The following is a 26,100-nucleotide window of genomic DNA, read 5'->3' as shown; positions in this document are numbered from 1 at the left end:
AATAAGAAGCTAAAACGATGTAGTTAACAATTAGTTAAAAGAACTAATGTTATATTTTTTATTTCCACTTTTTTTTATGTTTTTTTACATGCCTATAAAAATTGCAAGATGATTGTAAATACAGAATTAGAACAAAAAGGAAACCTGTTTCCTTCAAAGATTATTAAATTTAAAAAAGACGTAGATACCTTATTCTTTTACACAGATAATAATGTAATACTTCAGCTTAAAGTATTAAGAGATAGTGTGCTTCGGTTTAGATATACCACTACAGGTACTTTTGAAAACGACTTCTCTTATGCAATTACAAAATATGCAAGTACAGGGTATAATAAGTTAGAAATTGAAGAAAAAGAGGAATACTATGAGGTTTCTACTTCTAAATTAATTTGTAAAATTTCTAAAGAAAACTTAAGTGTTTCGTTATATGATGCTTTAGACATGACACTTGTCAATCAAGATGAAATAGGTTTTCACTGGGAAGAAAGTTATGAGTTTGGAGGCAACATTGTAAAAATGAGCAAAGTTGTTAATGAAAGAGAAAGTTATTTTGGTCTTGGTGATAAACCAGAACATTTAAATTTAAAAGGAAAACGTTTTCAAAATTGGGTAACAGACTCTTACGCATTTGGTAAAGATACAGACCCTATTTATAAAGCAATACCGTTTTTTACAGGATTACACCACAATAAAGCTTACGGTATATTTTTTGACAACACTTTTCAATCTTTTTTCGATTTTGGTCAAGAAAGACGAAACGTTACTAGTTTTTGGGCACAAGGTGGTGAAATGAATTACTACTTTATTTATGGGCCTAAAATACAATCTGTTGTAGAAAAATACACAGACCTAACTGGTAAACCACATCAATTACCACCACTTTGGGCATTAGGTTTTCATCAATGTAAATGGAGCTACTATCCAGAAAGCAATGTAAAAGAAATAACCAAAAACTTTAGAGACTTAAAAATACCTTGTGATGCTATTTATTTAGATATTGACTATATGGATGGTTTTAGATGTTTCACTTGGAACAAAGATTACTTTCCAGACCCTAAACGTATGGTAAAAGAATTAGCAGATGATGGTTTTAAAACCGTTGCTATTATTGATCCAGGAATTAAAATAGACAATGAATATTCTGTATTTAAAGAAGCATTAGATAAAGACTATTTTTGTAAACGTGCAGATGGACCATACATGAAAGGTAAAGTATGGCCAGGGGAATGTTATTTTCCAGATTTCACAAAATCAGAAGTTCGTGATTGGTGGTCAGGATTATTTCAAGAGCTAATTGAAGATGTTGGTATTCAAGGGGTTTGGAATGATATGAACGAGCCAGCAGTTATGGAAGTGCCAAATAAAACATTTCCAGATGATGTACGTCATGATTATGATGGTAACCCTTGTAGCCATAGAAAAGCACATAACGTGTATGGCATGCAAATGGCTAGAGCAACATACCATGGTTTAAAAAAGTTTAACTATCCAAAAAGACCTTTTGTAATTACTAGAGCTGCATATTCTGGTACGCAACGTTATACTTCTACATGGACAGGTGATAACGTAGCTACTTGGGAGCACTTATGGATTGCTAATGTACAAGCACAACGTATGGCTATGTCTGGATTTAGTTTTGCAGGTAGTGATATTGGTGGCTTTGCAGAACAACCGCAAGGAGAACTTTTTACACGTTGGATACAATTAGGAATTTTTCATCCCTTTTGTCGTGTGCATTCTTCTGGTGATCATGGTGATCAAGAACCTTGGGCTTTTGATGAAGACGTAACAGATATAGTTAGAAAATTTATTGAACTACGTTATCAGTTACTTCCGTACTTATATACTTGTTTCTGGAACTTGGTAGAGCATGGTACTCCAATTCTGCAATCTTTAGTAATGTATGATCAAGAAGATTCTCAAACACATTACAGAACAGATGAATTTGTTTTTGGTAACCATATATTAGCTTGCCCTATTTTAGAAGCTAATGCTAAAGGAAGACGTATGTATATTCCAAGAGGTAGTTGGTATAATATCTGGACAGATGAGTTAATAGAAGGTGGAAAAGAAAAATGGGTAGACGCAGAAATAGATAGTATGCCAATTTTTGTAAAAGCAGGTGCAATAATTCCTAAATATCCAGTGCAACAATATACTGATGAAGTTGATATTGAAGAGCTTACTTTAGATATATATTATAAAGAAGGGAAAGAAGTATCACAAGTATTTGAAGATGCTCATGATGGATATGATTATACAAAAGGACGTTATAGTTTTAGAAATATTAAATTAACAGGAAAACCTAATGAGCTAATTTTACAACAACATAAAGAAGGTACCTATGAAGCACCATATAAATTGTTTAAATTAAAAATTCATGGTTTACCTTTCCAGATTAAAGAAATAGAAATAGATAATGTTAGTATTCCTCTAGATCATTTAATAGAAAACGGAACATCTTCTATGATTATTAGTAAAAAATTTAGCGAAATACATATTAAAGGAAACCTTTTAAAGGATTAATTTGTATTTGGTCGATAATGCAGTAGTACTTATAGTACAGCTATATGCTGTTTTAGGTACAGTTTTTGTAAATTTATAAAAACTATTAATAAACACTTAACTAATGAAATTTAAAAATGTAATAATTGCTTGTAGTACCATTGCGTTATTTCTGTCATGTGCAACCAATCCATTCACAGGAAAATCTACAATGGCATTAGTGCCAAATTCACAATTATTTCCAACGGCTTTTGCACAATACAATCAAGTTTTGTCAGAAAGTAATGTAGAAACAGGAACAGCTAGAGCAGATATGATTACTAGAGTAGGACAGCGTATTGCTGTTGCTGCAGAACGTTGGTTAAATGCAAATGGACATCAAGGGTATTTAGCAGATTACCAATGGGAATATAATTTAATAAATGATCCAACAGTAAATGCTTGGTGTATGCCTGGAGGAAAAATTGTATTTTATACAGGAATTTTACCAATAGCAGAAAACGAAACAGGTGTTGCTGCAATTATGGGACATGAGGTAGCGCATGCTTTAGCAAATCATGGGCAACAACGTATGAGTGCATCATACATACAGCAAGGATTAGCTATTGCAGGAAATGTAGCTATTGAAGATGATAAAAGCAGAGATGCATTTAATCAATACTATGGTGTTGGCTCTAATGTATTAGGTATGTTGCCTTTTAGCAGAAGTCATGAAACAGAAGCAGATAAAATAGGACTGTATTTAATGGGTATTGCTGGTTATAACCCTACAGAAGCTTCTAACCTTTGGGTTAGAATGAAAGCTAATAGTGGAGGAGAATCTACTCCAGAATTTTTAAGTACACACCCATCTAACGACAGTAGAATTGCTAATTTAAAAGAATTGGCACCACAAGCTATTGCTGAAGCTAAAAAGTTTGGCGTGCAATCTTTTAGACCAATCACTAGTTTCTCATACTAATTAAAAAATATTTGTTTACTTTACAAGCTGCTCATAAAAGAGCAGCTTTTTTATTTAAAGTTATTGTAATAAAAAGGAAAACTTAAATAAATTCAACTAAATTGAAATCTCTTAAATTTAATGTTTCTTTTTGTAAAAAATATTTATGAATACATTTAAAAAAGGAAGTAAAAAACTTCTAAATGCCTGGGCTTTTTATGATTGGGCAAATTCTGTTTACACACTTACCATTGCATCTTCTATATTTCCAATATTCTATTCGGCACTATTTCTTTCCGAAATTAAAACCGTACATGCTTTTGGTATGGATTTTAAAAGTACAGCATTAATTACTTATGTTACAGCATTTACATTTTTAGTAGTTGCTTTTACATCTCCAATTCTTTCCGGAATTGCTGATTATGTTGGTAATAAAAAGAATTTTATGAAATTCTTTTGCTACGTTGGTGGTTTAGGATGTATCGGTTTGTATTGGTTTAGTCTAGAAAATATACACGTAAGTTTGTTATTCTATTTTATGGGTTTAATTGGGTATTGGGGAAGCCTGGTTTTTTATAACTCCTACTTACCAGATATTGCCTTTCCTGAACAACAAGATAGTATTAGTGCAAAGGGATTTAGTTTTGGTTATATAGGTAGTGTGTTACTTTTACTAATTAATTTAGCAATGGTAATGACACAAGATAATGGTGAAGCCAAAATGCAAATGATGCGATATTCATTTATTACTGTAGGTTTATGGTGGATTTTATTTAGCCAATACACTTTTTATATTTTACCAAGTGGAGTGTCTTCAGGACATAAAGTAACCAAAGATGTTGTTTTTAATGGGTTAAAAGAATTAAGACAAGTTTGGAAACAGTTAAAAGAAAACTTAAGATTAAAACGCTATTTAATTGCCTTTTTTGTGTTTAGTATGGCTGTACAAACCATTATGTTAGTTGCAGTATATTTTGGTGAAGAAGAAATAGCTTGGGGAACAGATGGTGATAAAACCATAGGCTTAATAGTTAGTATTTTAGTTATTCAATTAGTGGCTATACTTGGGGCTTATTTAACCTCATTAGCTTCTTCAAAATTTGGTAACATAAAAACACTAATTGTAGTAAATGTAATCTGGATGGCTTTATGTTTTTATGCGTTTTTTATGTATACACCATTGCAATTTTATGTTGCAGCAAGTATTGTTGGTCTTGTCATGGGAGGAATTCAAGCTCTAGCACGATCTACCTATTCTAAATTTTTACCAGAAACCGAAGATACTACCTCTTATTTTAGCTTTTTTGATGTAGCAGAAAAAATAGGAATTGTAATTGGTATGGTAATTTTTGCAACCATTGACCAAATTACAGGAAGTATGCGTAATGCTATATTGTTTTTATTTGTTTTCTTTTTAATAGGAATTGTTCTTTTACTTAGAGTGCCTAAAGAAGATGTTAATTAAAATATTTTGTTAAGTTTGTTTATTATTAAAAATTAATTTCAATAAAAAATTATGAAGAGCCTAAAGATTGCTAGCATTGTTATTTTGTCACTATTTACATTCTTTTCTTGTGATAATGAACCGTTAGATGGAGATTTTGCAATAGAAAATGAAGAAACAGAATTAACCTGTGTAGAAGCTACGCAAAATCTTGCTGAAATATCAGAAACTTATGCAATTACACCAACAGATGATGCTAGTTATGCAGTAATTTGTAATGATTATGCTGAAGCTTTACAAAATATGATTACCTCATGTGGTGATAACACAGGAGCTTTACAAAGTTTGCTAGACTCTTTAAATTGCCCTGATGCTACTAATAGTTGCACAACAGCACAAGCAGCAACAGATACTGCGGAAAGTGCATACCAAGCAGATGCTACAAATACAACTTTGTGTAATGCCTATAAAACAGCTCTGCAAAATGAAATTACGCAATGTGGTGATGCAGATGGAAGTTTACAAGCTATTGTAGACGGATTGGATTGTGGAACTACTAATTCAGAAGATTTATTATTAACAGAAATGATTTGGACAGAATTAGATGGTACGACGTATACAGATACCTTTTCTTATGATGGAAATAAATTAACATCTATAACAGAAAGTGGTAATTTAGTTAATACGTATGAATATGAAAGTGATCAATTAATTAGAATTAATAGTTATGAAGAAGATGGTAGTATCAGTGACTATGTGATACCAGAATATGATGCAGATGATAAATTGATTTCTTATGTGGTATATATTACTAATGGAAATGAGGGTTTAAAATTTGACCTTACCTATAATGCCAACGGAACCATTACAGAAAATAAATATAGTGGAGACCATGTTTCTCAAACCAACTTTCTTAGTGAAACTATAATTACCCTACAAAATGATCAAATAATAGTAGAAAGTTTTGATGATGGAACAGATTCTACCTATGCTTATGATACCCAAAATGGGATGTTTAAAAATATTTCTAATTTAAATACACTTAACTTAATTAATATAGATTTTTCTGGCTATATAGATGGAGGAATGAATAATCTTGTATCATTAACAGAAGATGTTAATGGTAATCCTGTTGTTTATGAGAATTATGAATATACGTATAACTCTAATAATTATCCGGAAAGTTCTAATGATTATATAGAAGGAGATTTAGATACAACAAGAGAATATATCTACGAATAATATTTTCAAAACATAAAAAAAGCCACTCTATTAGAGTGGCTTTTTTATTAATATTAATTTCTAACTTCCACTTATACTTCCAGAACCAGAAACTTTAGTGTCTTCTTTTGTTGGGTTTCCGGAATATTCAATATCTCCAGAGCCAGATACTCTTGCTTTTAAAGTTCCTGTGCTTACTACTTCTGCGTCACCAGATCCTGTTACAGACACTTCGGTATTTTCTGCTTGTAAATGATTAGCATTAAAATCTCCAGAACCAGTTACATTAGCTTCTAGGTTTATTGTTTTTCCTTTTAAAGTAACATCTCCTGAGCCTGTTATGCTTCCGGATACACTATTGGTATCTATATCTAAAATAACATCACCAGATCCTGTTAATTCAACTTTTAAGTTGTTTTCTGAAATGGTATTTGTATTCCATAAGTCACCAGAACCTGTAAGTGACACTTTTTGAATGTCATTGTAAGGAATGGTTATTTTAATGGTTTTATTATAACTTTCGTTAAGATGTACTCCTTTTTCTACTTTTACAATAAGGGTGTTATTTTTAACCTCTGTAACAATATGTTCTAATAAATTAGATTCTCCTTCTAGAGTTATTTTTCCTTCTTGTCCTTCAACTAAAATAAAATCCATAGATCCAGCACAAGCAATTGCGTCATAACTGTTAGTAGTTCTTGTAATAGTAGTTACGTTTCCATTTCCTTTTACTTTATTACTAAACCAAGACTGTGCTTGTAGCTGTGTAGTAAGTAAAATGGTTGTTATAAGAAAAATGGTTTTTTGAAATGTTTTTAAATGTTTCATAATGTTTGTTTTTTGATGGTTGATGGATGATTAATTTTGTTTTAATGTTACGCTTCCGTAATCAGAAGATATTTTAAGTGTATTTCCAGAGTTGTCTTTACCATGATAGCCTTGGTAATATTTGTCTGTAGATTCTATTCGTTTTTTAGTAAATTCTAATCCTTCGTAATCTCTTAATGAAGCATATTCTAAATCTATATTAAAACTAAAGTTGTAAGCAGGATCATACCCAATGGTTATTCCAACATAATCCGATGCTATGTTTATATTTTCTGCATTAGCAGTTATATTGTCAATTTTAATAGAACCATAATCTGCGTTAATATTTAGGTTTTTGTAGATGTTTCCTATTCGTGTAGTAAGGTAATCTCCATCTCCATTAATATGGTTTGCTTTTTCTATATGTATAGAGCCATAATCGCAATTGTAGGTAACCTCTTCTGCTATTTCTACTACAGACTTTGTGTAGTCTGCTTCAATGTTTATTTTTTTAGCTTTTGCTACAGTAAAACCACTATAATCAGCAGTGATTTTTCCACTTTTTAGGTATTCAAAATAACAATTATTAGAGTAGTCAAAATGAATATCATTATTGTCTGCTAAAAGCTCCTTGGTTGTAATTTTTCCGTAGTCACAATTTATTATTGCTCGACCCTTTAGTTTATCTAAATTAATGTTTCCATAATCATTAGTTAAGTTTACTTGATTGGTAATAGGCATTTTAATAACATAATTAATTTTCATGTTTACGTTGTTGCCACTGTTCCATTTAAACCAGGAGTTTGATTTACTTTTATTAAAAATTGTTTTTGCAGAAACTAGGCTAGGGGAGTTTTCAAAATTTACAGAAATTTCGTCTAGTTTTTCTTCTACTTTTTCTAGATCATTGCCATTAGTAGTAATGGTTATTTCAAAAGAAATTCTATTTTCTTCCCAAGTAACAATATCTATATTGCCATAGCTATTAGCTACTTTTAAAGTGGTATCTGCGTTTACAGAAAATTCTTTTTTAATAATTTTTTCTTTGGTATGTTTTCCTTTTGTAACAGGGTTGTTGTTTGCTACAAGTAACATAGGAATAAGCAAGAATGCTATTGTGATTTTATATAGTAGTACTGTTTTCATTAGTGCTATTTTTTAATTTTTTAATGTTTTCTATTTGGGTTAAGGTGTTTTCAAGAATATCTATTCTATTTTGAAAATTGCTAATCATGGCATAAATAACGCGTTTATCTTCGCCACTTTCAGACAAGTCTTTTTTTAAGGCTGTGTATTCTTTTTCTAATCGTTGCATTTGCATCATAGCATCTGCAATTAATAATTTTGTTTCTGGGTTGGTTTCGGTTTCTAGTTTTGTTAATTCTCTTGCAATTGTTGTTGTAAAGAAATTTTGAGTTTCTGCCATTTCTGGTGAAATACTTGCTAAATCATAAACGTTTTCCTCTTGTTGTGTTGTAATAAAAACAGTAACTAAAATTGCTATAGTTGCAGCAATACTAAGAAAAGGTTTCCAAAAATTATTTTTTGGTATAGTAGTATGTGCAAGCTCTTGCTTGTTTAATTTCTTTAAAAATCTTTTTTCATGATCTAGCGTAGGTATTTCTACATCAAAATCATCTTTTAAAGTAGCAAAGAGAGTATCTAAATTGTCTTTTTTCATCATTAAAATTTTAATGTTCTACTAATTCTAATTTTTTTCTTAAACTGTCTTTAGCTCTAGAAACGGTTGTTCTGCAATTAGCATAAGTAATGTTCATGATTTCGCTTATTTCTTCGTAATCATACCCTTCAATAAGGTGTAGTGTTAGTGCAATTCTGTAATTGTCTTTAAGTAATTTCATGGTCTCTAAAACTTGTTGCGCCTTTAAGTTTGTAAACTCATAATCACTAGAAATTCCATCATTATACTCTGTTTTATACAATACATCCTCTAAAGGAACGTCTTGGTATTTATTATTTTTATTAAAATGATAAATACTGTTGTTAATAACAATTCGTTTTAGCCAGGCTCCAAAAGTCATAGTATCTTTTATAGTGTCTAGTTTTGTAAAAGCTTTAAGAAAAGAATCTTGCATAATATCTTCTGCTTCAAATCTATCTTTTACTATTCTATAAGACACGTTAAACATTGCTTTGTAATACCTATTATAAATCTCCAATTGCGCAAATTGGTTGTTAGATTTACATAGCATTATGAGCTGCTCGATATTTTGGTTGGTTAGTGACAAAGATTAAATCAAATTGTTATAGTATAGACAAGCATAAAGATAAACTGTTACAGTTTAGTTATTTTTTTTAATTAAAAATTTAAACTTTTAATTTAGAGTATATAATGTTTATGTGTTAAATGGTTTTCTTGTGTAAGAAAATAAAAGAAGAACAAGAATTCTTTAAACCCAAAATATTAAACTTTAAAGCATTAAAATGGCATATTAATTGATTTAAATAGAGTGTAAGCTTAGTTAATGTTTGTTGGTAACTCTATGATTGTTAGCTAAATAATGTAAAAATCAAATAATAATTTTAAACTCAAATCATTTTGTTGTTTTTTTAATAATGACAGAATGACTTAATTATATATATGAAGAAATCTAGTTTATTAAGCCTTGACAGTTTGTCATTACAAGATATTGATGAAAATTCAGAATTAATCCCTTTAATGACTCCAGAGGATGAAGAAAAAATAAATAACGAAGAACTACCAGAAACTTTACCTATTCTGTCTTTAAGAAACACGGTTTTGTTTCCTGGAGTAGTTATACCTATAACAGCAGGAAGAGATAAATCTATTAAGCTAATTAACGATGCTAACAAAGGCAGCAAAGTTATTGGTGTAGTTGCACAAAAAGATGAAGCTGTAGAAGACCCAAAAGCAGGAGATATACACGAAACAGGTACAGTTGCTAGAATTTTACGTGTTTTAAAAATGCCTGATGGTAATACAACAGTTATTATTCAAGGTAAAAAACGTTTTAAAGTAGCAGAGGTAATAACAGAAGAACCTTACATGAATGCTACTATTCGTGAAGTCCCTGAAGCTAAACCAGCAAAAGAAAATAAAGAATTTGATGCTATTATTGAGTCTATTAAAGATCTTGCACTTCAAATTATTAAAGACAGTCCTAACATACCAAGTGAGGCTTCTTTTGCTATTAAAAATATTGAAAGCAAATCGTTTTTAATAAATTTTGTGTCTTCTAACATGAATCTTTCAGTAAAAGAAAAACAACTTTTATTAGAAAATAATGATTTAAAAGAACGTGCCTTAGCAACATTAAAATATATGAATATTGAGTTTCAGAAAATGGAACTTAAAAATGATATTCAATTAAAGGTTCAAAGTGATATGAACCAACAGCAACGTGAGTATTTTTTACATCAACAAATGAAAACCATTCAAGAAGAACTTGGAGGAGGAGTTTCGTCTGGTGAAGAAATAGAAGAAATGCGCCAACGTGCTAAAACTAAAAAATGGGAGGATAAAGTAGCAGAGCATTTTAATAAAGAACTATCTAAAATGCAACGTATGAATCCACAAGTTGCAGAATACTCTATACAACGTAATTATTTAGAGCTGTTTTTAGATTTGCCATGGAATGAGTTTTCTAAAGATAAATTTGATTTAAAACGTGCTAAGAAAATATTAGATAGAGACCATTATGGTTTAGATGATGTTAAACAACGTATTATTGAACACTTGGCAGTTATTAAATTACGTAATGATATGAAATCACCAATTATATGTCTTTACGGACCTCCAGGAGTTGGTAAAACATCACTAGGTAAATCTATTGCAGAAGCCTTAGGTAGAGAATATATACGTATGTCTCTTGGTGGTTTACGTGATGAAGCAGAAATAAGAGGGCATAGAAAAACATATATTGGTGCAATGCCAGGAAGAATACTTCAAAATTTAAAGAAAGCAGGAACAGCAAACCCTGTTTTTGTGTTAGATGAAATAGATAAGCTATCTAATTCGCATCAAGGAGATCCATCTTCTGCATTGTTAGAGGTATTAGACCCTGAACAAAATAATGACTTTCATGATAACTTTTTAGAAATGGGATTTGACCTTTCTAAAGTAATGTTTATTGCAACGTCTAATAGTTTATCAACCATTCAGCCTGCATTACTAGATAGAATGGAAATTATTAATGTAACAGGATATACTATTGAAGAAAAAGTAGAAATAGCAAAACGCCATTTACTACCAAAACAATTAAAAGAACATGGTTTAACAGATGCACATCTTAAAATAGGAAAACCACAGTTAGAAAAAATAGTAGAAGGTTATACTCGAGAATCTGGTGTTCGTGGTTTAGAAAAACAGATAGCTAAAATGGTACGTTATGCTGCGAAAAATATAGCAATGGAAGAAGACTACAATATAAAAGTATCTAATGAAGATATTATTGAAGTTCTTGGAGGACCTAAATTAGAAAGAGATAAATACGAAAACAATAACGTAGCAGGAGTTGTTACAGGTTTGGCATGGACAAGAGTAGGAGGTGATATCTTGTTTATAGAATCTATACTTTCTAAAGGTAAAGGTGCTATGACTATTACAGGTAATCTTGGTAAAGTCATGAAAGAATCTGCCACTATTGCTATGGAATATATTAAAGCAAATGCCGAAGAATTAGGTGTAGATCCAGATGTATTTGGTAAATACAATGTGCATATTCACGTTCCTGAAGGTGCAACACCTAAAGATGGACCAAGTGCAGGAGTTACCATGTTAACTTCTTTAGTATCTTTGTTTACACAACGCAAAGTAAAAAAGAGCCTAGCAATGACTGGAGAAATTACGTTAAGAGGAAAAGTATTACCTGTTGGCGGAATTAAAGAAAAAATTCTTGCTGCAAAGCGTGCAAGAATAAAAGAAATATTACTTTGTGAAGATAATAGACGTGATATTGAAGAAATTAAGCCTGAATATTTAAAAGGTTTAACTTTTCATTATGTTTCAGAAATGAAAGATGTAATCGATATTGCTATAACTAATTCTAAAGTCAAGAATTATAAAAAATTATAAATTATGAAGTCTCTAATTTTTATTTTAGCATGTTTTCTTTCTATTGTTTCTATTTCACAAGAAACTGAAACAACTGAAGAATTTCTTCCAATACATTTGGAAGGTAAAGAAGCTTTTCTTTCTACTAAAACCGGAGAGTACGTTTTTTTAGATCATAATGCAACGGATGCTACAAAATTAGAGACTACAAATAATGGTGTTATTTATACAGATATTAAAATACATCAAGTAGCTAAAAAAGAAACCATTTCTAAAATAGCCAAACAATATGATGTGAGTGAAGAAGAAATCTTAAAACAAAATAAGCTGTCTTCTAATAAATTAAGTATTGGTCAGGAACTTAAAATTATTAAAAAAGTTATTGTAAAATCTAGTAGTCCAGTAATAAGCCAAGGAGAATCTAAAATTATAGCAAAATTACATCCAGGTCAAACACCAGCAGGATTAGAAGTTACACCGCCAAATACTACACCTGTAGTATCACAAAATACGTTGTATAATACAAATGCTAAAACAGAAGAGGTTACGCAGAAAATAGACGTTGTTGAAGACAAAACAATAAAGAATATTGAAAAATCTTCAATAGAAAATGCAAAATCTTTTTATATAGTTAAAAAAGGAGATAATCTGTATAATATTGCTAAAACACACGGTATTCCTTTAAATACCTTAAAAGAAATTAATAATTTAGACACAAATAATATCCATATTGGGCAAAAGTTAAAACTAAAATAAAAATATATTTCTTATCTATGCGTTTTAAGATAGATTTAGTTAATTTGCACCTCTATGATTAAGAAATATTTAACATGTATTTGTCTGTTATACGTTGTAACTTCTAATGCGCAATTAGGAGGAGAAACAACCTACCAGTTTTTAAACTTAGTATCCTCACCAAGACAAGCCGCTTTAGGAGGTAAAGTACTTACTAATGTAGATTATGATGTAACACAAGCTATTTTTAATCCCGCAACTATTAATTTAGATATGGATAATCAACTTGCTGTTAATTATTCTAGTTATTTAGGAGGTATAAATTATGGTACAGCAGCCTATGCTTACACAGTAGATAGAAGAAATTTAACGTATCATATAGGTGTTTCTTATATTAATTACGGAAGTTTTGATGGTTATGATGAGCAAGGTGTGGCTACAGGGTCTTTTACAGGTAATGAAGCTGCAGTTTCATTTGGTCATGCAAGACAAATTGGTTATTCAGATTTTTACTTAGGCGGAAATTTAAAAGTTATAACTTCAAAATTAGAGCAATATAGTTCTTTAGGTATTGCTGTAGATGCAGGATTAATCTATATTAATGAAGATATTGAGTTTCAAGCTACTTTGGTGCTTAGAAACGCAGGAACACAAATTACAACTTATGCAGGACTGCATGAACCTTTGCCTTTTGAGGTAGATTTTGGTATGTCGCAAACCCTAGAAAATGTACCAATACGCTGGCACCTAACTTTTGAGAATTTACAAAAATGGCCAATAGGAGCTTCAAATCCTGCAAGAGCAACTACAGATCTTGAAGGTAACCAAACCCAAGAAGATATTAGCTTTTTTAATGAAGCATTAAGACATACTATATTAGGTCTTGAGTTATTTCCTGAAGGAGGTTTTCAATTTAGAATAGGATATAACTTTAGAAGAGCAGAAGAACTACGTATTGTTGAGCAACGTAATTTCTCTGGTTTATCTGCAGGTATTTCTATAAAATTAAATAAACTGCGTTTTAGTTATACACATGCTAAATATACAAGCGCATCTAACGCAAACTTTTTTGGCTTACAAATAGACTTACAATAAAAAAGTTTTTGAAGTACCTTTAATTAATTATATGAATAATATTACCATTGCCATAGACGGATTTTCATCTACAGGAAAAAGCACAATTGCAAAGCAACTAGCAAAGCATTTGGGCTATATTTATGTTGATTCTGGCGCTATGTATAGAGCAGTAACTCTATTTGCAATGCAGCATAATTTTATTGATGCTAACCATTTTGATAGAGAAGGTTTAGTGGCTAAACTTGCAGAAGTAACTATTAGTTTTTCTTTTAATCCAGAATTAGGTTTTGCAGAAGTATATTTAAATGGTGTAAATGTTGAAAAACAAATAAGAACCCTAGAGGTTTCTAGTTTTGTTAGCCAAATAGCAACCATTCCAGAAGTGCGTTACCAATTGGTGAAACAACAACAGCAAATGGGAAAAGATAAAGGCGTTGTTATGGATGGTCGTGATATTGGTACTGTTGTATTTCCTAATGCAGAAGTAAAAATATTTATGACAGCTTCTGCAGAAACAAGAGCACAACGTAGGTTTGATGAGCTTGTTAGTAGAGGAGATGAGGTTTTATATAAAGATGTATTACATAATGTACAAGAACGTGACTATATAGACTCTAACAGAAAAGACTCCCCTTTAGTAAAAGCAGAAGATGCTATAGAAATTGACAACTCTAACCTTTCTTTAGAAGAGCAATTTAATAAAGTACTGGCATTAGTTACTAATTCGTTAAAAGCTAATTAATTACTAAAACAAACAATACTTTAGTGTCTTTGTAAAATATAAGCTTACTATTAAATTTCTATCAATAAACATTTGACATTCAAAAATATAATTGTATTTTTGCACTCCTTTTAGCGAATAGTGGAAAGATAAAAGGGGTAAATAAAAAACAATTTTAACACTTCTGTGTGTTGTCGCAATCATATCTTCCTAAAACACAACAGAATACAAAACGTAATGTAAAAACGTTTTCAAAAAAAAGAAAACATTACATTATTAAATTATTTAAATGGCTGAAAAAGCAAAACAAGCTGAAGTTGAAGCAACAGAAGCAAAAGAAGTAAAAGAAACTCCTCAAGTTTCTGAAGCACAAGCAAACCCAGAAAAATTCTTAGCAGATTTCAATTGGCACAATTACCAAGAAGGTATTGATGAGGTTGAAGATTCTCAATTAAAAGAATTTGAAAAATTAGTATCAGAAAATTTCGTAGATACTTTAGATGATGAAGTAGTAGAAGGTGAAGTAATTCACATTTCAGATCGTGATGCAATTATTGACATCAACGCAAAATCTGAAGGTGTAATTTCATTAAACGAATTTCGTTACAATCCTAACTTAGCTGTTGGTGATAAAGTAGAAGTATTAATTGATGTTCGTGAAGACGCAACAGGACAATTAGTATTATCTCACAGAAAAGCACGTGTAATTAAAGCTTGGGATAGAGTTAACAATGCACATGATACAGGTGAAATCGTTAATGGTTTTGTAAAATGCAGAACTAAAGGTGGTATGATTGTAGATGTATTTGGTATTGAAGCATTCTTACCAGGTTCTCAAATTGATGTAAAACCAATTAGAGATTACGATCAGTATGTGAATAAAACTATGGAATTTAAAGTGGTAAAAATTAACCACGAATTTAAAAACGTAGTAGTATCTCATAAAGCACTTATTGAGGCTGATATTGAAGTACAAAAGAAAGAAATTATTGGTCAATTAGAAAAAGGTCAAGTACTAGAAGGTGTTGTTAAAAACATTACTTCTTACGGTGTATTTATTGATCTTGGTGGTGTTGACGGTTTAGTACATATTACAGATCTTTCTTGGTCTAGAATCAACCATCCAAATGAGATTGTTGAGTTAGATCAAAAATTAAATGTGGTAATCCTTGATTTTGATGAAAACAAATCAAGAATCCAATTAGGTCTTAAACAATTATCTAAACATCCTTGGGATGCTTTAGGAGAAGATGTAAAAGTAGGTGATAAAGTAAAAGGTAAAGTAGTAGTTATTGCTGACTATGGTGCTTTTGTTGAAGTCGCTGAAGGTGTTGAAGGATTAGTTCACGTAAGTGAAATGTCTTGGTCTACACATTTACGTTCTGCTCAAGATTTCGTTTCTGTTGGAGACGTTGTTGAAGCGCAAATCTTAACTTTAGATAGAGAAGATAGAAAAATGTCTCTTGGTATCAAGCAATTATCTGCAGATCCATGGACAGATATTACAACAAAATACCCTGTAGGTTCTAAACACTCTGGAACAGTTCGTAACTTTACAAACTTTGGTGTTTTTGTTGAATTAGAAGAAGGTATTGATGGATTAATTTATATCTCTGATTTATCTTGGACTAAGAAAATTAAGCATCCATCTGAGTTCTGTGCAGTTGGTGATACTTTAGATGTTGTTGTTCTTGAATTAGATGTTGAAGGACGTAAATTATCTTTAGGTCATAAACAAACTACAGATAACCCTTGGGATAAATACGAAACTGAATTTGCTTTAGGTACTACACATACTGCAGAAATTGCTGAAGTTGTAGATAAAGGAGCAACTATTGAGTTTAACGAAGATATCGTTGCCTTTGTTCCTTCTCGTCACCTTGAAAAAGAAGATGGTAAGAAACTTAAAAAAGGAGATTCAGCAGAATTTAAGATTATCGAATTTAATAAAGAATTTAAAAGAGTAGTTGCTTCGCATACTGCTATCTTTAGAGAAGAAGAAATCAAAAATGTAAAAGAAGCTGTTAAAAAAGCAGAAAGTCAAGCTGCAGAAGCTAAACCAACTTTAGGTGATGCTAACGAAGCTTTACAAGCGCTTAAAGACAAAATGGACGGAAAGAAATAATGCTTCCTGAATATTTATAAATTAAAGCCTCTTAGAAATAAGAGGCTTTTTTATTTCTTATAATTAACCTTTCTAGACTTATTGACTTTCTTTATTTTATATATTTCTTTACATAACACTTTACAAACACATTGTACACTATTAATATTTACCTTAACTTTGCTTTTAAAATACGTTTGTATATTCTATGAGTCAAAAAGTGTTACTTAACGCAAAAGAGGTAAACATCATTCTTCATCGATTGGCTTGTCAACTTATTGAAAATCATAAAGATTTTACTAATACTGTTTTAATTGGTATACAACCTAGAGGTAAATTTTTAGCAAATAGGTTAATTACATTATTAAAAGAAGATTATAAAATTAAAAACCTACAATCGGGTCAGTTAGATATTACCTTTTATCGAGATGATTTTAGAAGAAGTGACAAACCACTAGAAGCAAATGCTACAGAAATGAATTGTGTAGTAGAAGATAAAAAAGTAGTTTTTATAGATGATGTTTTATATACAGGACGAAGTATTCGTGCTGCATTAACAGCTATTCAGTCTTTTGGTAGACCAAATGAAATAGAGCTTTTAACCTTAATAGATAGAAGATTTAGCAGACATTTACCTATTCAACCAGATTATAGAGGTAGGCAAGTAGATGCTATTAATAAAGAAAAAGTAAAAGTTAATTGGGTAGAAAATGAAGGAGAAGATGCTGTTTACCTAATTAATAGTTAGAATTTAAAAAAAAATTAATAAACAGCAGTTTTAAAACTGCAAACTGAATACTTAAAAACATGAGCGAATTAAGTGTAAACCACTTATTAGGAATTAAATATCTTAACAAACAAGATATACAACTCATTTTTGAAACTGCAGATCATTTTAAAGAAGTGATTAACAGACCAATTAAAAAAGTACCTTCACTTAGAGATATTACTATTGCCAATTTATTTTTTGAAAATTCTACGCGCACAAAACTATCTTTTGAGCTAGCAGAAAAAAGACTTTCTGCAGATGTAATAAATTTTTCAGCAGCACAATCATCAGTTAAAAAAGGAGAAACATTAATAGATACCGTAAATAACATTCTTTCTATGAAAGTAGATATGGTTGTTATGCGTCACCCAAATCCTGGTGCAGGAGTGTTTTTATCTAAACACGTGAACGCAAGTATTATAAATGCTGGAGATGGTGCACATGAACATCCAACACAAGCTCTATTAGATTCGTATTCTATAAGAGAAAGATTTGGCGAAGTAAAAGGGAAAAATGTAGTTATTGTTGGAGATATTTTACATAGTAGAGTAGCATTATCAAACATTTTTGCTTTACAATTACAAGGTGCAAATGTTATGGTTTGTGGGCCAAAAACATTAATACCAAAATATATAGATAAACTAGGTGTAAAAGTAGAAACTAACTTGCGCAAAGCATTAAATTGGTGTGATGTAGCAAATATGTTACGTGTACAAAACGAAAGAATGGATGTAAGTTATTTTCCTTCAACTAGAGAATATGCACAACAATTTGGAGTAGATAAAGCACTTTTAAATTCTTTAGATAAAGAGATTACCATCATGCACCCAGGACCAATAAATAGAGGTGTAGAGATTACTAGTGATGTAGCAGATTCTAAACAAGCTATCATTTTAGATCAAGTACAAAATGGTGTAGCAATTAGGATGGCAGTGATTTATTTATTAGCTTCAAAAATAAAACAGTAAATTATGATTTTTGATAAAGACGAAAATATCACCATTATAACACAAGAAAAAGCTTCTATTATTGAGTTAGTTAAAAAATTAAACGTGTTATATAAAAAGTTTAAAAACGATAACGTAATTGTTAATTTAACAAGTTTAAAACCTGTTACATTAGAAGATATTATTGAGTTTTTACAAATATCTAACACACATAGAAAAGCAAAAAAATCTTTTGTTATTGTAACAGATAAAATAAACTTAAACGAAACTCCAGACGAAATAGTTGTAGTGCCAACCATAAAGGAAGCCTATGATATTATTGAAATGGAAGAAATGGAACGTGACTTAGGTTTTTAAATGTTTATTTTGATTTATATTCATCAGAATCTACATAGCAACAAAAACAAACTAACATTCATTAATGAAATTACGCATTTTAGGCTGTTATAGTGCTACTCCAAGAGTTAACACTAATCCAACAGCACAAGTACTTGAAATTAACAATCATCTGTTTTTAATAGATTGTGGAGAAGGTACACAAGTACAATTGCGTAAACACAAAATTAAGTTTAATAGAATTAAACACATATTTATATCGCATTTACATGGCGATCATTTTTTTGGTTTAGTAGGTCTAATTTCTACACTTACATTACTTACTCGCGAAACAGATTTACATATTTATGCACCAAAAGGGTTAAAACAAATAATTACGCTTCAAATGAAATTAACAGGTTCTTGGACTAATTATAAACTCTTTTTTCATGAGCTAAATTCAAAAAAATCTGAAATTATTTTTGAAGATGATACTGTAGAAGTACACACTATACCACTAGATCACAGAATATATACTAACGGTTTTTTATTTAAAGAAAAAGAAGGAGAACGTAAACTAGATATAAGTAAAGTAGAAGAAGCTAATATTAATGTAGCATATTACAGAAAGTTAAAACAAGGGTTTGATGTTGTTAATGAAGATGATATTTTAATAGATAATACCAAAGTAACCTTACCAGCTAATGCACCTAGAAGTTATGCTTATTGTAGTGATACAGCATATTCAGAAAGTATAATACCTATAATTAAAGAAGTAAATGTACTTTATCATGAATCTACATTTTTAGATAAAAATAAAAATCTTACCATTACCACAAAACATAGTACTGCAAAACAAGCAGCAACAATTGCACTAAAAGCTAATGTAGGTACTTTAATTCTTGGTCATTACTCTACAAGATATGAACGTTTAAATGATTTTAAAGAAGAAGCAAAAACCATTTTTGCTAATGTAGAACTTGCTAAAGACGGAAAATTATTTGAGTTTAATGAATTTATTTAAACTCCTCTAAATTTAATACCCAAGAAACAGCTTCTTCTAGAGAGTTGGAACGCTTTACACTTTTAGATGAAATTTGTTTTTCTAAAGAGGCATTGATATAACTCATTTCAGAATAACAAATAGATACACTAGCAACTACAAAATTATAATGTTTAAAAAAGTAAACCCAATGATTGGGATCATATGAATAAGAATTTATTTTATTAGATATATATGCAATTTTACAGTTTACACCATAATGTAAATGTATAACATCAATCATTTTAACAATTTTATTCCAACTTAAATGAATACCATGATTCATTTCTGCTATAATAAAATTATCTAAAAAGTATAACTCACCAAAAGCAAGCGTTTTTTTAGTATAAGTATATTTTTTACTTATAATAGAATCTTCAAATTTCATTATTAATTTTTAGGAATCACAAAGTAATATAAATTATTAAAAAATAATAAAATTTGCTTACTATACCTGTAAACCTAACAAGTATTACCTGTTTTTTTTAACAATATAAAGTTGTAAAAAGTGAATTAAACTTATTTAAAAAACTTGTAAATTGCCATATGGAAAAAGACCTAGGAAATTATAGAAAATCTTACGAAAAAGGAGCTCTTTTACTAAAGGACACTCCAGAGAACCCAATGGAACTATTTCAAAAATGGTTTTATGAAGTAGATATGCATTTTCCAGAAGATGAAACTAATGCAATGACAGTTTCTACTATTGGTTTAGATTCATACCCAAAGAGTAGAGTAGTGTTACTTAAAAAATATACCTATGAAGGTTTTATCTTTTATACTAATTATAATAGTGAAAAAGGTAAGGCTATAGCACAAAACCCTAAAGTCTGTTTGTCTTTTTTTTGGCATGGTGCAGAAAGACAAATAATTATTAAAGGTAAAGCAGAGAAAATAGCAGCTAATTTAAGTGATGGCTATTTTGAGTCTAGACCAAGAGGTAGTCAATTGGGTGCTTTGGCATCTAACCAAAGTGAGATTATTGAAAGTAGAGAGTTTCTGGAATCAAAACTTAACAAATTAGAATTAGACTTTGATGGTAAAGAAATACATCGTCCAGAATTTTGGGGTGGTTTTTTAGTTAAACCTGTTGAAATGGAGTTTTGGCAAGGTAGAGCTAATAGATTACATGATAGAATTCGTTATACATTAGATAAAGAATATTTCTGGATTAAAAACCGATTATCTCCTTAAAAAACCGACGAAATACTTAAAAATACTTTTAAAAAATGCATTTCGTCGATTATGTGTAATTAAAACCGATGAAATACATGTGTTTTATCGATTTTAACATTTAGTTAACATTTAGTCTGTTAATGGTTATTATATTTACAATCCCAAATCATAATAACTATTCCCATGAAAAAACCTACTTTATGGCTTATTGCCCTGACAATCTTATTTACTTCTTTTTCTTGTTCAACAGATAACACAGATCATGAGGTAGAAAATGTAAGCAGTGAATACACTGTTCCAGAAACTAAAGTTATAGAAATAGAAATTCTTGAACTTATAAATGAATATAGAATGGATATGGGTTTAAGTGCTCTAGAGGCATTAGACTTAATTAAATCACAAGCTTATGTGCATACTGATTATATGGTAGCATCTAGTAATATATCTCATGATAACTTTTCTCAAAGAAGTGCATTTTTAAGACAGTACGCTGGAGCAAATAGAGTTTCAGAAAATGTTGCATTTGGTTATAGTAGTGCAGCTTCTGTTGTTAATGCTTGGTTAAATAGTGAAAGCCATAGAGGAGCCATTGAAGGAGATTATACGCATTTTGATATATCTGCAGAACTTGATAGTCGCGGACAATGGTATTATACTAATATTTTTGTAAAAAGGTAATTTTAATCACAATAAATATTACACCTAAAATATATTGATATAGGTTTTTAAAAATAATTTAATTAAAACAGAGAAGGCGACTTCTCTGTTTTTTTAGTTTTATGGTATAAAGATATCTTATTCGCTCATGTTATGTAATGTACAATAAACTGTTATATTAGACTTTTTTTATACGGTTTGTACTATATATAGAATTACTTTTTTTTAATGATGAATAAAACGGGTTATTTATAATTTTAATATTGTATTTAATAATTGAATTTTAAACCTAATAATACAAGAAAACCTGTTTTATTTATCATTGTTAACGTATACCTTTTGTTATTATTTAACTATGTATAGAAACAATATAATTTAAAAAGCCACTCTATTTAGAGTGGCTTTTTTAGTATAGAATGTTGTTAGGGAATTTTAATAAACTAATTAAGTAACATCTTATACTTTATTCATAATCATTTGTAATAATAAATTTTGATCTACGATTTTCTTGGTGTTCTTCTTCAGAACATATTCTTCTATGTTCGTTATCACATCTATTTACTAATTGTGATTCACCATAACCAATTGCACTATCAATTCTATTAGAAGTAATTCCTCTAGAAATAATATAGTCTCTAGTAGATTTTGCACGTCTGTCAGATAGTTTCATATTATATTCATCTCTACCACGACTATCTGTATGTGATTCTATTTTAATATGCATTTTTGGGTGATTTTTCATCACTGTTACAATATTTTCTAACTCATATGCTGCATCTGGTCTTATATTAGATTTATCATAATCAAAGAAAATAGGGTTAATTACAATTTCATTATTAACAATAAACGGTGTTAACAATAAATCTTGAATTTGTTCTTCATCAGGAACATTAGTAGTTTCTACATCTTGTATATCGTCTCTATAGTCTAATTTATGACCAATAATGGTGTATTTTTTTTCACATTCAACTTCAAATTCAAAGGCACCATTTTCATCTGCTAATACTTCTTCAAGTTCTTTACCTGTTTCATCTAGAAGTTTTACTTTAGCTTCTGGAATTGGTACTAGGCTTACTTTATCTTTTACAATTCCTTTAATTACTTGTTTACATTGGAAAGACCCAAATTGGTAAATATCATCGCTGCCACTGCCTTCTTCTCTGTTTGAAGAAAGAAATCCTCTATCTTTATCTGAATCAATAAAGAAAGCAAAATCATCAAACCTACTGTTAAAAGGAGCACCTAAATTTTCTGGTGCTGTAATAGAATCTTTATCTTTTACCTGAAGTATATTAGACTTAAAAATATCTAATAATCCTAAACTAATGTGTCCATCTGACGAAAAGTAAAAGGTACTGTCTTTTGCAACAAAAGGAAACATATCTCTGCCAGGAGTATTAATTTTATTGCCTAAGTTTATAGGTTCTCCATAAGTTCCTGACCCTTTAATTTCAACACTGTAAATATCTGTACTTCCTAAACCTCCTTCACGATCGGAAACAAAATATAGTGTTTTGTTATCTGGGCTTAATGCAGGATGGCCTGTTGAATGTATTTTATCATTAAAAGGGAGCTCTACAACATTATCCCATTTTTCTCCAATTTTTGAAGCTTTATATATTTTTAAATAAGAGGTACCTTCATCATCATAAGAAATCTTTTTACGTTTGTTGATATTATCTCTAGTAAAATACATGGTTTTACCATCGTTTGTAATAGCAACGGAAGCTTCATGGAACTCTGTATTTATATCTTCTGAAAGTGCCTTAATATTTTCAATAGTAACATTATCTTCGTCGTAGGTAATAGTACTTTCAAAAATATCTAAATAAGGTTCTTCATTCCATTTATAAATTTTTGCGTTATTGCCCTCTCCTGAAACTTTGGTAGAAGAATAGTAGAATGTACCTTCATGAATATACCCTCCAAATTCTGAGTATTCTGTATTAATTCCTAAAGGTGAAAACGTAACATATTTTCCTTCTGTAGAAGATAATTCTTGGTATTTGGCAAGATCCATAATCTCAAAATCCTCGGCTCTTTTATCACTTGCTTGTAGTTCTTTAAACTTAGTTATCCAATTATTAGCACCTTCATAATCTCCCAAACTTCTTAAAGATTGAATGTATTTATAGATATATTCTGGACTAATTTTATTGTATTTGTTAACTGCTTTTCCATACCATAAAGCTGCTTTTTCAGAATTAGAATTGTTGTAATAACAATCGCCTAATCTAGTTAATACATGCTCACTACTATCTCCTTTTTTTACTGCAGCTTCATAAAGTTCACTGGCTTTAATATAAGCATAGTCTCTAAAAAAGTTATCAGCAACTTTTACTTGAGCGAACAACATGGTATTGCTTAGAACTAATAGTATTAATATAAATTTTGTTTTCATCTGATTATTTTTTAGAAATATCTAGGTGATTTTATACGTTTAACTTTAAATACTTCAAACATTAATAAAATTTCATGGGTACCACCAGTATATGCATTAATATCAGAAATAGGATACTCATAGGTATACCCAATTCTTATTTCTTTAGAAATTTGAAAATCTGCTAATCCACCAATAGCAGATGTATAGTTGTTTATTCTGTAGGAAGCACCTAACCAAAGTTTTTCATGAAATAAAAAGTTTGCAGTAATGTCATAAGACAATGGGGCTCCATTAGTAGCTTTTATTAAAGCTGCTGGTTTAAATTTAGTATTGTCACTTAAAGTAAATACATAACCACCAGTAAAATAATAACTAATACGCTCTAAAGCTTCATATTGCACTCCGCTAGAATTTCCTTCTTTATTATAATCCGTATTTAAAATTCTAGGAGCAGATAGACCAATGTACCATTTTTGAGTATGCCAAAAGAAACCAACACCTATATTAGGGCTCCATCTGTCTTCTACGCCATAAATAGAAGGGTCTTCAGGTTCATTACCTCTTAAAGTAGCACTAAGACTGTATTGGGTAAATCCTGCTTTTAAACCAAATGCTAATTTTGTCTTTTCTCCAGTGTTTATTGTGTAAGAAAAATCACCATAAATATAGGAGAAATCTTGATATCCTAATTTATCATTAATTAAAGATAAACCAACACCAATTTTATCATTAGTGAGTGGCGTATGCGCAGAAAGTGTTTGTGTAATAGGCCCTCCTTTAAAGCCAACCCATTGACTTCTATGAAGACCAACAACACTTAGTGTTTCTCTACTTCCTGCATAAGCAGGATTGATGGATATTGTATTATACATGTATTGAGTAAACTGCGGTAATTGCTGGGTAAACCCAACTGTACAGCTTAATAACGCAAATGCAACAATATAATTTTTTATAAGTTTCATAGGTTAATATTTTATTATTTGGTTCCTACGTAGATATATCCATTTATAGGATCTATTCCACTATTTTTTAGTGTTACTATATAATAATAAGTACCATCAGGAACCGTGTTAGATCCGCCAACTGCGTTTTTATGTGCTGTTCCTGCCCAGTTATTTTGATAATCATTAGATTCATAAATCAATGCTCCCCATCTGTTGAATATTTTTACGTCAATAACGTAGCCACAAAGTTCTACACCACTAACTTCAAAGTACTCATTATATTGATCTCCATTAGGTGTTACAGCATTAGATATTTCTACATCATCTTCACCACAGTTTAATACAAAACATCTATTATGAACTTCTATAGTAGCCTCTACATAAGTAGGGCAGGCAGAATCATTTTCGGTATAACTAAATTCAACAAATATACCTACATTTTCTCCTTCTAGCGTTATACTTAAAGGGTCAAAATAATGTCCATCAATAATTTGAGCATTACCCGAAATTACTTCCCAAGTACCACTATCATCATAATAGCCACTTAATAAATCAAATAAGTCAAATATTTGAGCTTCAAATTCATCGGTATTACAAAGTGTAGTATCGTTTGCAGTTACAGAATTATTCTGTAAAGTTAACATTGCGTAAACTGATGTTTCATTACCACAATCATCTGTGATTATATATTCTACATCTAGCATACCACCTAAACCAGGGGCAGAAGATAAATTATCAAAGTCATAATCTGAAGTTACTTGACCACTAAAGTCTGTATCGCAACCATCTGCTGCACATGCTTCTAAGGCAGCAATATTTTCTGCATTCCATTGGTCAGCAATTGCTTCGTTATTATCTCCATCACAACTTAATGTTTGATCTGTTACATCACAATTAGTTAAATCTGGAGGAGTAGTATCATCAAGGGTAAGTGTAGCATTTAATGTTGAACTATTACCACAATCATCCGTAATTGTATATACTACATCTATTGTTCCAGCTAGACCACAAGTAGATACTAAATTAGCAAAGTCAAAGTCTGAAGTTACCTGACCTGTAAAGTCGGTATCACAACTATCTACCACGCAATTTTCAAGTGCTAAAATGTTATCTGCATTCCATTCATTTGCCATGATTTCATTATTTTCTCCATCACATTCTATAATTTCATCTAATACATCACAAGCTGTTAATTCTGGAGCAATAGTATCTTCTATTGTTAATGTAGCCGTAAGAGTAGTTTCGTTATCACAATCATCTGCTACAGTATAGGTAACA

Annotated in this window: 23 protein-coding genes; 15 read left to right on the top strand and 8 right to left on the bottom strand. The window is 30.3% G+C overall.

Translation table 11 applies throughout. From position 1 onward, the window contains the following. Window positions 1-108 precede the first annotated feature (108 nt). From KO494_RS12265 to KO494_RS12250, 4 genes are all read left to right on the top strand, one after another. Entirely contained in the window at window positions 109-2,526 is a 2,418-nt protein-coding gene (locus tag KO494_RS12265) for a glycoside hydrolase family 31 protein (protein WP_215967908.1), read from the top strand. 103 nt (window positions 2,527-2,629) lie between these two features. Continuing rightward, complete coding sequence (locus KO494_RS12260; RefSeq protein WP_215967907.1) at window positions 2,630-3,466, top strand: M48 family metallopeptidase; 837 nt, start codon at window positions 2,630-2,632, stop codon at window positions 3,464-3,466. 145 nt (window positions 3,467-3,611) lie between these two features. Continuing rightward, window positions 3,612-4,910 carry an MFS transporter gene (locus tag KO494_RS12255; protein WP_215967906.1) on the top strand — a complete coding sequence of 433 codons (1,299 nt, stop codon included), beginning with the start codon at window positions 3,612-3,614 and terminating at the stop codon, window positions 4,908-4,910. 51 nt (window positions 4,911-4,961) lie between these two features. Continuing rightward, a complete protein-coding gene (locus KO494_RS12250; protein WP_215967905.1) occupies window positions 4,962-6,131 on the top strand; it encodes a hypothetical protein in 1,170 nt (389 codons plus the stop codon). 60 nt (window positions 6,132-6,191) lie between these two features. Here KO494_RS12250 and KO494_RS12245 read toward each other — a convergent pair whose 3' ends face one another. Genes KO494_RS12245 through KO494_RS12230 form a run of 4 tightly spaced genes read right to left on the bottom strand, consistent with a single transcriptional unit; the run spans window position 6,192 to window position 9,166 of the window. Then, window positions 6,192-6,938: a head GIN domain-containing protein gene (locus KO494_RS12245; protein WP_215967904.1), complete on the bottom strand. Its 747-nt coding sequence runs from the start codon at window positions 6,936-6,938 to the stop codon at window positions 6,192-6,194. Window positions 6,939-6,968: 30 nt separating this feature from the next. After that, the gene (locus tag KO494_RS12240; protein ID WP_215967903.1) at window positions 6,969-8,063 is read right to left on the bottom strand and encodes a hypothetical protein; all 1,095 of its coding nucleotides are present in this window, start codon (window positions 8,061-8,063) and stop codon (window positions 6,969-6,971) included. Beyond that, window positions 8,041-8,601: a hypothetical protein gene (locus KO494_RS12235; protein ID WP_252730385.1), complete on the bottom strand. Its 561-nt coding sequence runs from the start codon at window positions 8,599-8,601 to the stop codon at window positions 8,041-8,043. Before KO494_RS12235 ends, KO494_RS12240 begins: the two co-directional genes overlap by 23 nt. Before the next feature lie 7 nt (window positions 8,602-8,608). Then, window positions 8,609-9,166, bottom strand: a complete 558-nt coding sequence (locus tag KO494_RS12230) for an RNA polymerase sigma factor (protein WP_215967902.1) — start codon at window positions 9,164-9,166, stop codon at window positions 8,609-8,611. 353 nt (window positions 9,167-9,519) lie between these two features. Here KO494_RS12230 and lon point away from each other — a divergent pair, with 353 nt between their 5' ends. The 9 genes from lon (at window position 9,520) to KO494_RS12185 (ending at window position 19,644) form a co-directional block, all read left to right on the top strand. Beyond that, on the top strand, window positions 9,520-11,973 hold the full coding sequence (lon, locus tag KO494_RS12225; RefSeq protein ID WP_215967901.1) for an endopeptidase La: 2,454 nt from the start codon (window positions 9,520-9,522) through the stop codon (window positions 11,971-11,973). A gap of 3 nt (window positions 11,974-11,976) precedes the next feature. After that, the gene (locus tag KO494_RS12220) at window positions 11,977-12,708 is read left to right on the top strand and encodes a LysM peptidoglycan-binding domain-containing protein (RefSeq protein WP_215967900.1); all 732 of its coding nucleotides are present in this window, start codon (window positions 11,977-11,979) and stop codon (window positions 12,706-12,708) included. 54 nt (window positions 12,709-12,762) lie between these two features. Next, window positions 12,763-13,782 (top strand): type IX secretion system protein PorQ, encoded by a 1,020-nt coding sequence (gene porQ / locus KO494_RS12215; RefSeq protein WP_215967899.1) that lies wholly within the window; start codon window positions 12,763-12,765, stop codon window positions 13,780-13,782. 31 nt (window positions 13,783-13,813) lie between these two features. Then, the gene (gene cmk / locus KO494_RS12210) at window positions 13,814-14,506 is read left to right on the top strand and encodes a (d)CMP kinase (RefSeq protein ID WP_215967898.1); all 693 of its coding nucleotides are present in this window, start codon (window positions 13,814-13,816) and stop codon (window positions 14,504-14,506) included. A 268-nt stretch (window positions 14,507-14,774) separates the two neighbouring features. After that, window positions 14,775-16,610: a 30S ribosomal protein S1 gene (rpsA, locus tag KO494_RS12205; protein ID WP_215967897.1), complete on the top strand. Its 1,836-nt coding sequence runs from the start codon at window positions 14,775-14,777 to the stop codon at window positions 16,608-16,610. Between the two features lie 187 nt (window positions 16,611-16,797). After that, a complete protein-coding gene (pyrR, locus tag KO494_RS12200; protein WP_215967896.1) occupies window positions 16,798-17,337 on the top strand; it encodes a bifunctional pyr operon transcriptional regulator/uracil phosphoribosyltransferase PyrR in 540 nt (179 codons plus the stop codon). A gap of 59 nt (window positions 17,338-17,396) precedes the next feature. After that, window positions 17,397-18,326, top strand: coding sequence for an aspartate carbamoyltransferase catalytic subunit (locus KO494_RS12195; protein WP_215967895.1), 930 nt, complete (start codon window positions 17,397-17,399; stop codon window positions 18,324-18,326). 3 nt (window positions 18,327-18,329) lie between these two features. Then, complete coding sequence (locus tag KO494_RS12190) at window positions 18,330-18,662, top strand: ribonuclease Z (RefSeq protein WP_215967894.1); 333 nt, start codon at window positions 18,330-18,332, stop codon at window positions 18,660-18,662. A gap of 64 nt (window positions 18,663-18,726) precedes the next feature. After that, window positions 18,727-19,644, top strand: coding sequence for a ribonuclease Z (locus KO494_RS12185; RefSeq protein WP_215967893.1), 918 nt, complete (start codon window positions 18,727-18,729; stop codon window positions 19,642-19,644). Here KO494_RS12185 and KO494_RS12180 read toward each other — a convergent pair. Continuing rightward, entirely contained in the window at window positions 19,637-20,050 is a 414-nt protein-coding gene (locus KO494_RS12180) for a hypothetical protein (RefSeq protein WP_215967892.1), read from the bottom strand. The genes KO494_RS12185 and KO494_RS12180 overlap by 8 nt on opposite strands. A gap of 158 nt (window positions 20,051-20,208) precedes the next feature. Between KO494_RS12180 and pdxH the strand changes: the two genes are divergently transcribed. Together pdxH and KO494_RS12170 are read left to right on the top strand one after the other, a co-directional pair. Further along, on the top strand, window positions 20,209-20,856 hold the full coding sequence (gene pdxH / locus KO494_RS12175) for a pyridoxamine 5'-phosphate oxidase (RefSeq protein WP_215967891.1): 648 nt from the start codon (window positions 20,209-20,211) through the stop codon (window positions 20,854-20,856). 165 nt (window positions 20,857-21,021) lie between these two features. After that, window positions 21,022-21,516, top strand: coding sequence for a CAP domain-containing protein (locus KO494_RS12170; protein ID WP_215967890.1), 495 nt, complete (start codon window positions 21,022-21,024; stop codon window positions 21,514-21,516). 442 nt (window positions 21,517-21,958) lie between these two features. On the opposite strand, the gene KO494_RS12165 is transcribed toward KO494_RS12170, so the two are convergent. The 3 genes from KO494_RS12165 to KO494_RS12155 all read right to left on the bottom strand — a co-directional run. Then, window positions 21,959-23,896 carry an OmpA family protein gene (locus KO494_RS12165; protein ID WP_215967889.1) on the bottom strand — a complete coding sequence of 646 codons (1,938 nt, stop codon included), beginning with the start codon at window positions 23,894-23,896 and terminating at the stop codon, window positions 21,959-21,961. A gap of 11 nt (window positions 23,897-23,907) precedes the next feature. After that, complete coding sequence (locus KO494_RS12160) at window positions 23,908-24,840, bottom strand: type IX secretion system membrane protein PorP/SprF (protein WP_215967888.1); 933 nt, start codon at window positions 24,838-24,840, stop codon at window positions 23,908-23,910. Between the two features lie 14 nt (window positions 24,841-24,854). Beyond that, window positions 24,855-26,100, bottom strand: a 1,246-nt coding sequence (locus tag KO494_RS12155; protein WP_215967887.1) for a gliding motility-associated C-terminal domain-containing protein, incomplete at its 5' end; no start/stop codon positions are given.

Origin of the sequence: Lacinutrix sp. C3R15 (genome assembly GCF_018860825.1) — a bacterium.
Classification (GTDB): Bacteria; Bacteroidota; Bacteroidia; order Flavobacteriales; family Flavobacteriaceae; genus Oceanihabitans.
Note: the sequence above shows the minus strand (reverse complement) of the source record. Positions and strands in the feature narration are given on the sequence as shown.

What these genes read in the sequence shown, in the direction of transcription:
- pdxH (WP_215967891.1), top strand. Translation starts at nt 20,209, where the DNA reads ATGGAAAAAGACCTAGGAAATTATAGAAAATCTTACGAAAAAGGAGCT.
- KO494_RS12245 (WP_215967904.1), bottom strand. Translation starts at nt 6,938, where the DNA reads ATGAAACATTTAAAAACATTTCAAAAAACCATTTTTCTTATAACAACC.
- KO494_RS12170 (WP_215967890.1), top strand. Translation starts at nt 21,022, where the DNA reads ATGAAAAAACCTACTTTATGGCTTATTGCCCTGACAATCTTATTTACT.
- rpsA (WP_215967897.1), top strand. Translation starts at nt 14,775, where the DNA reads ATGGCTGAAAAAGCAAAACAAGCTGAAGTTGAAGCAACAGAAGCAAAA.
- cmk (WP_215967898.1), top strand. Translation starts at nt 13,814, where the DNA reads ATGAATAATATTACCATTGCCATAGACGGATTTTCATCTACAGGAAAA.
- KO494_RS12235 (WP_252730385.1), bottom strand. Translation starts at nt 8,601, where the DNA reads ATGATGAAAAAAGACAATTTAGATACTCTCTTTGCTACTTTAAAAGAT.
- KO494_RS12265 (WP_215967908.1), top strand. Translation starts at nt 109, where the DNA reads ATGATTGTAAATACAGAATTAGAACAAAAAGGAAACCTGTTTCCTTCA.
- KO494_RS12260 (WP_215967907.1), top strand. Translation starts at nt 2,630, where the DNA reads ATGAAATTTAAAAATGTAATAATTGCTTGTAGTACCATTGCGTTATTT.
- KO494_RS12250 (WP_215967905.1), top strand. Translation starts at nt 4,962, where the DNA reads ATGAAGAGCCTAAAGATTGCTAGCATTGTTATTTTGTCACTATTTACA.
- KO494_RS12255 (WP_215967906.1), top strand. Translation starts at nt 3,612, where the DNA reads ATGAATACATTTAAAAAAGGAAGTAAAAAACTTCTAAATGCCTGGGCT.
- KO494_RS12160 (WP_215967888.1), bottom strand. Translation starts at nt 24,840, where the DNA reads ATGAAACTTATAAAAAATTATATTGTTGCATTTGCGTTATTAAGCTGT.
- KO494_RS12220 (WP_215967900.1), top strand. Translation starts at nt 11,977, where the DNA reads ATGAAGTCTCTAATTTTTATTTTAGCATGTTTTCTTTCTATTGTTTCT.
- lon (WP_215967901.1), top strand. Translation starts at nt 9,520, where the DNA reads ATGAAGAAATCTAGTTTATTAAGCCTTGACAGTTTGTCATTACAAGAT.
- KO494_RS12185 (WP_215967893.1), top strand. Translation starts at nt 18,727, where the DNA reads ATGAAATTACGCATTTTAGGCTGTTATAGTGCTACTCCAAGAGTTAAC.
- KO494_RS12190 (WP_215967894.1), top strand. Translation starts at nt 18,330, where the DNA reads ATGATTTTTGATAAAGACGAAAATATCACCATTATAACACAAGAAAAA.
- KO494_RS12180 (WP_215967892.1), bottom strand. Translation starts at nt 20,050, where the DNA reads ATGAAATTTGAAGATTCTATTATAAGTAAAAAATATACTTATACTAAA.
- pyrR (WP_215967896.1), top strand. Translation starts at nt 16,798, where the DNA reads ATGAGTCAAAAAGTGTTACTTAACGCAAAAGAGGTAAACATCATTCTT.
- porQ (WP_215967899.1), top strand. Translation starts at nt 12,763, where the DNA reads ATGATTAAGAAATATTTAACATGTATTTGTCTGTTATACGTTGTAACT.
- KO494_RS12240 (WP_215967903.1), bottom strand. Translation starts at nt 8,063, where the DNA reads ATGAAAACAGTACTACTATATAAAATCACAATAGCATTCTTGCTTATT.
- KO494_RS12195 (WP_215967895.1), top strand. Translation starts at nt 17,397, where the DNA reads ATGAGCGAATTAAGTGTAAACCACTTATTAGGAATTAAATATCTTAAC.
- KO494_RS12165 (WP_215967889.1), bottom strand. Translation starts at nt 23,896, where the DNA reads ATGAAAACAAAATTTATATTAATACTATTAGTTCTAAGCAATACCATG.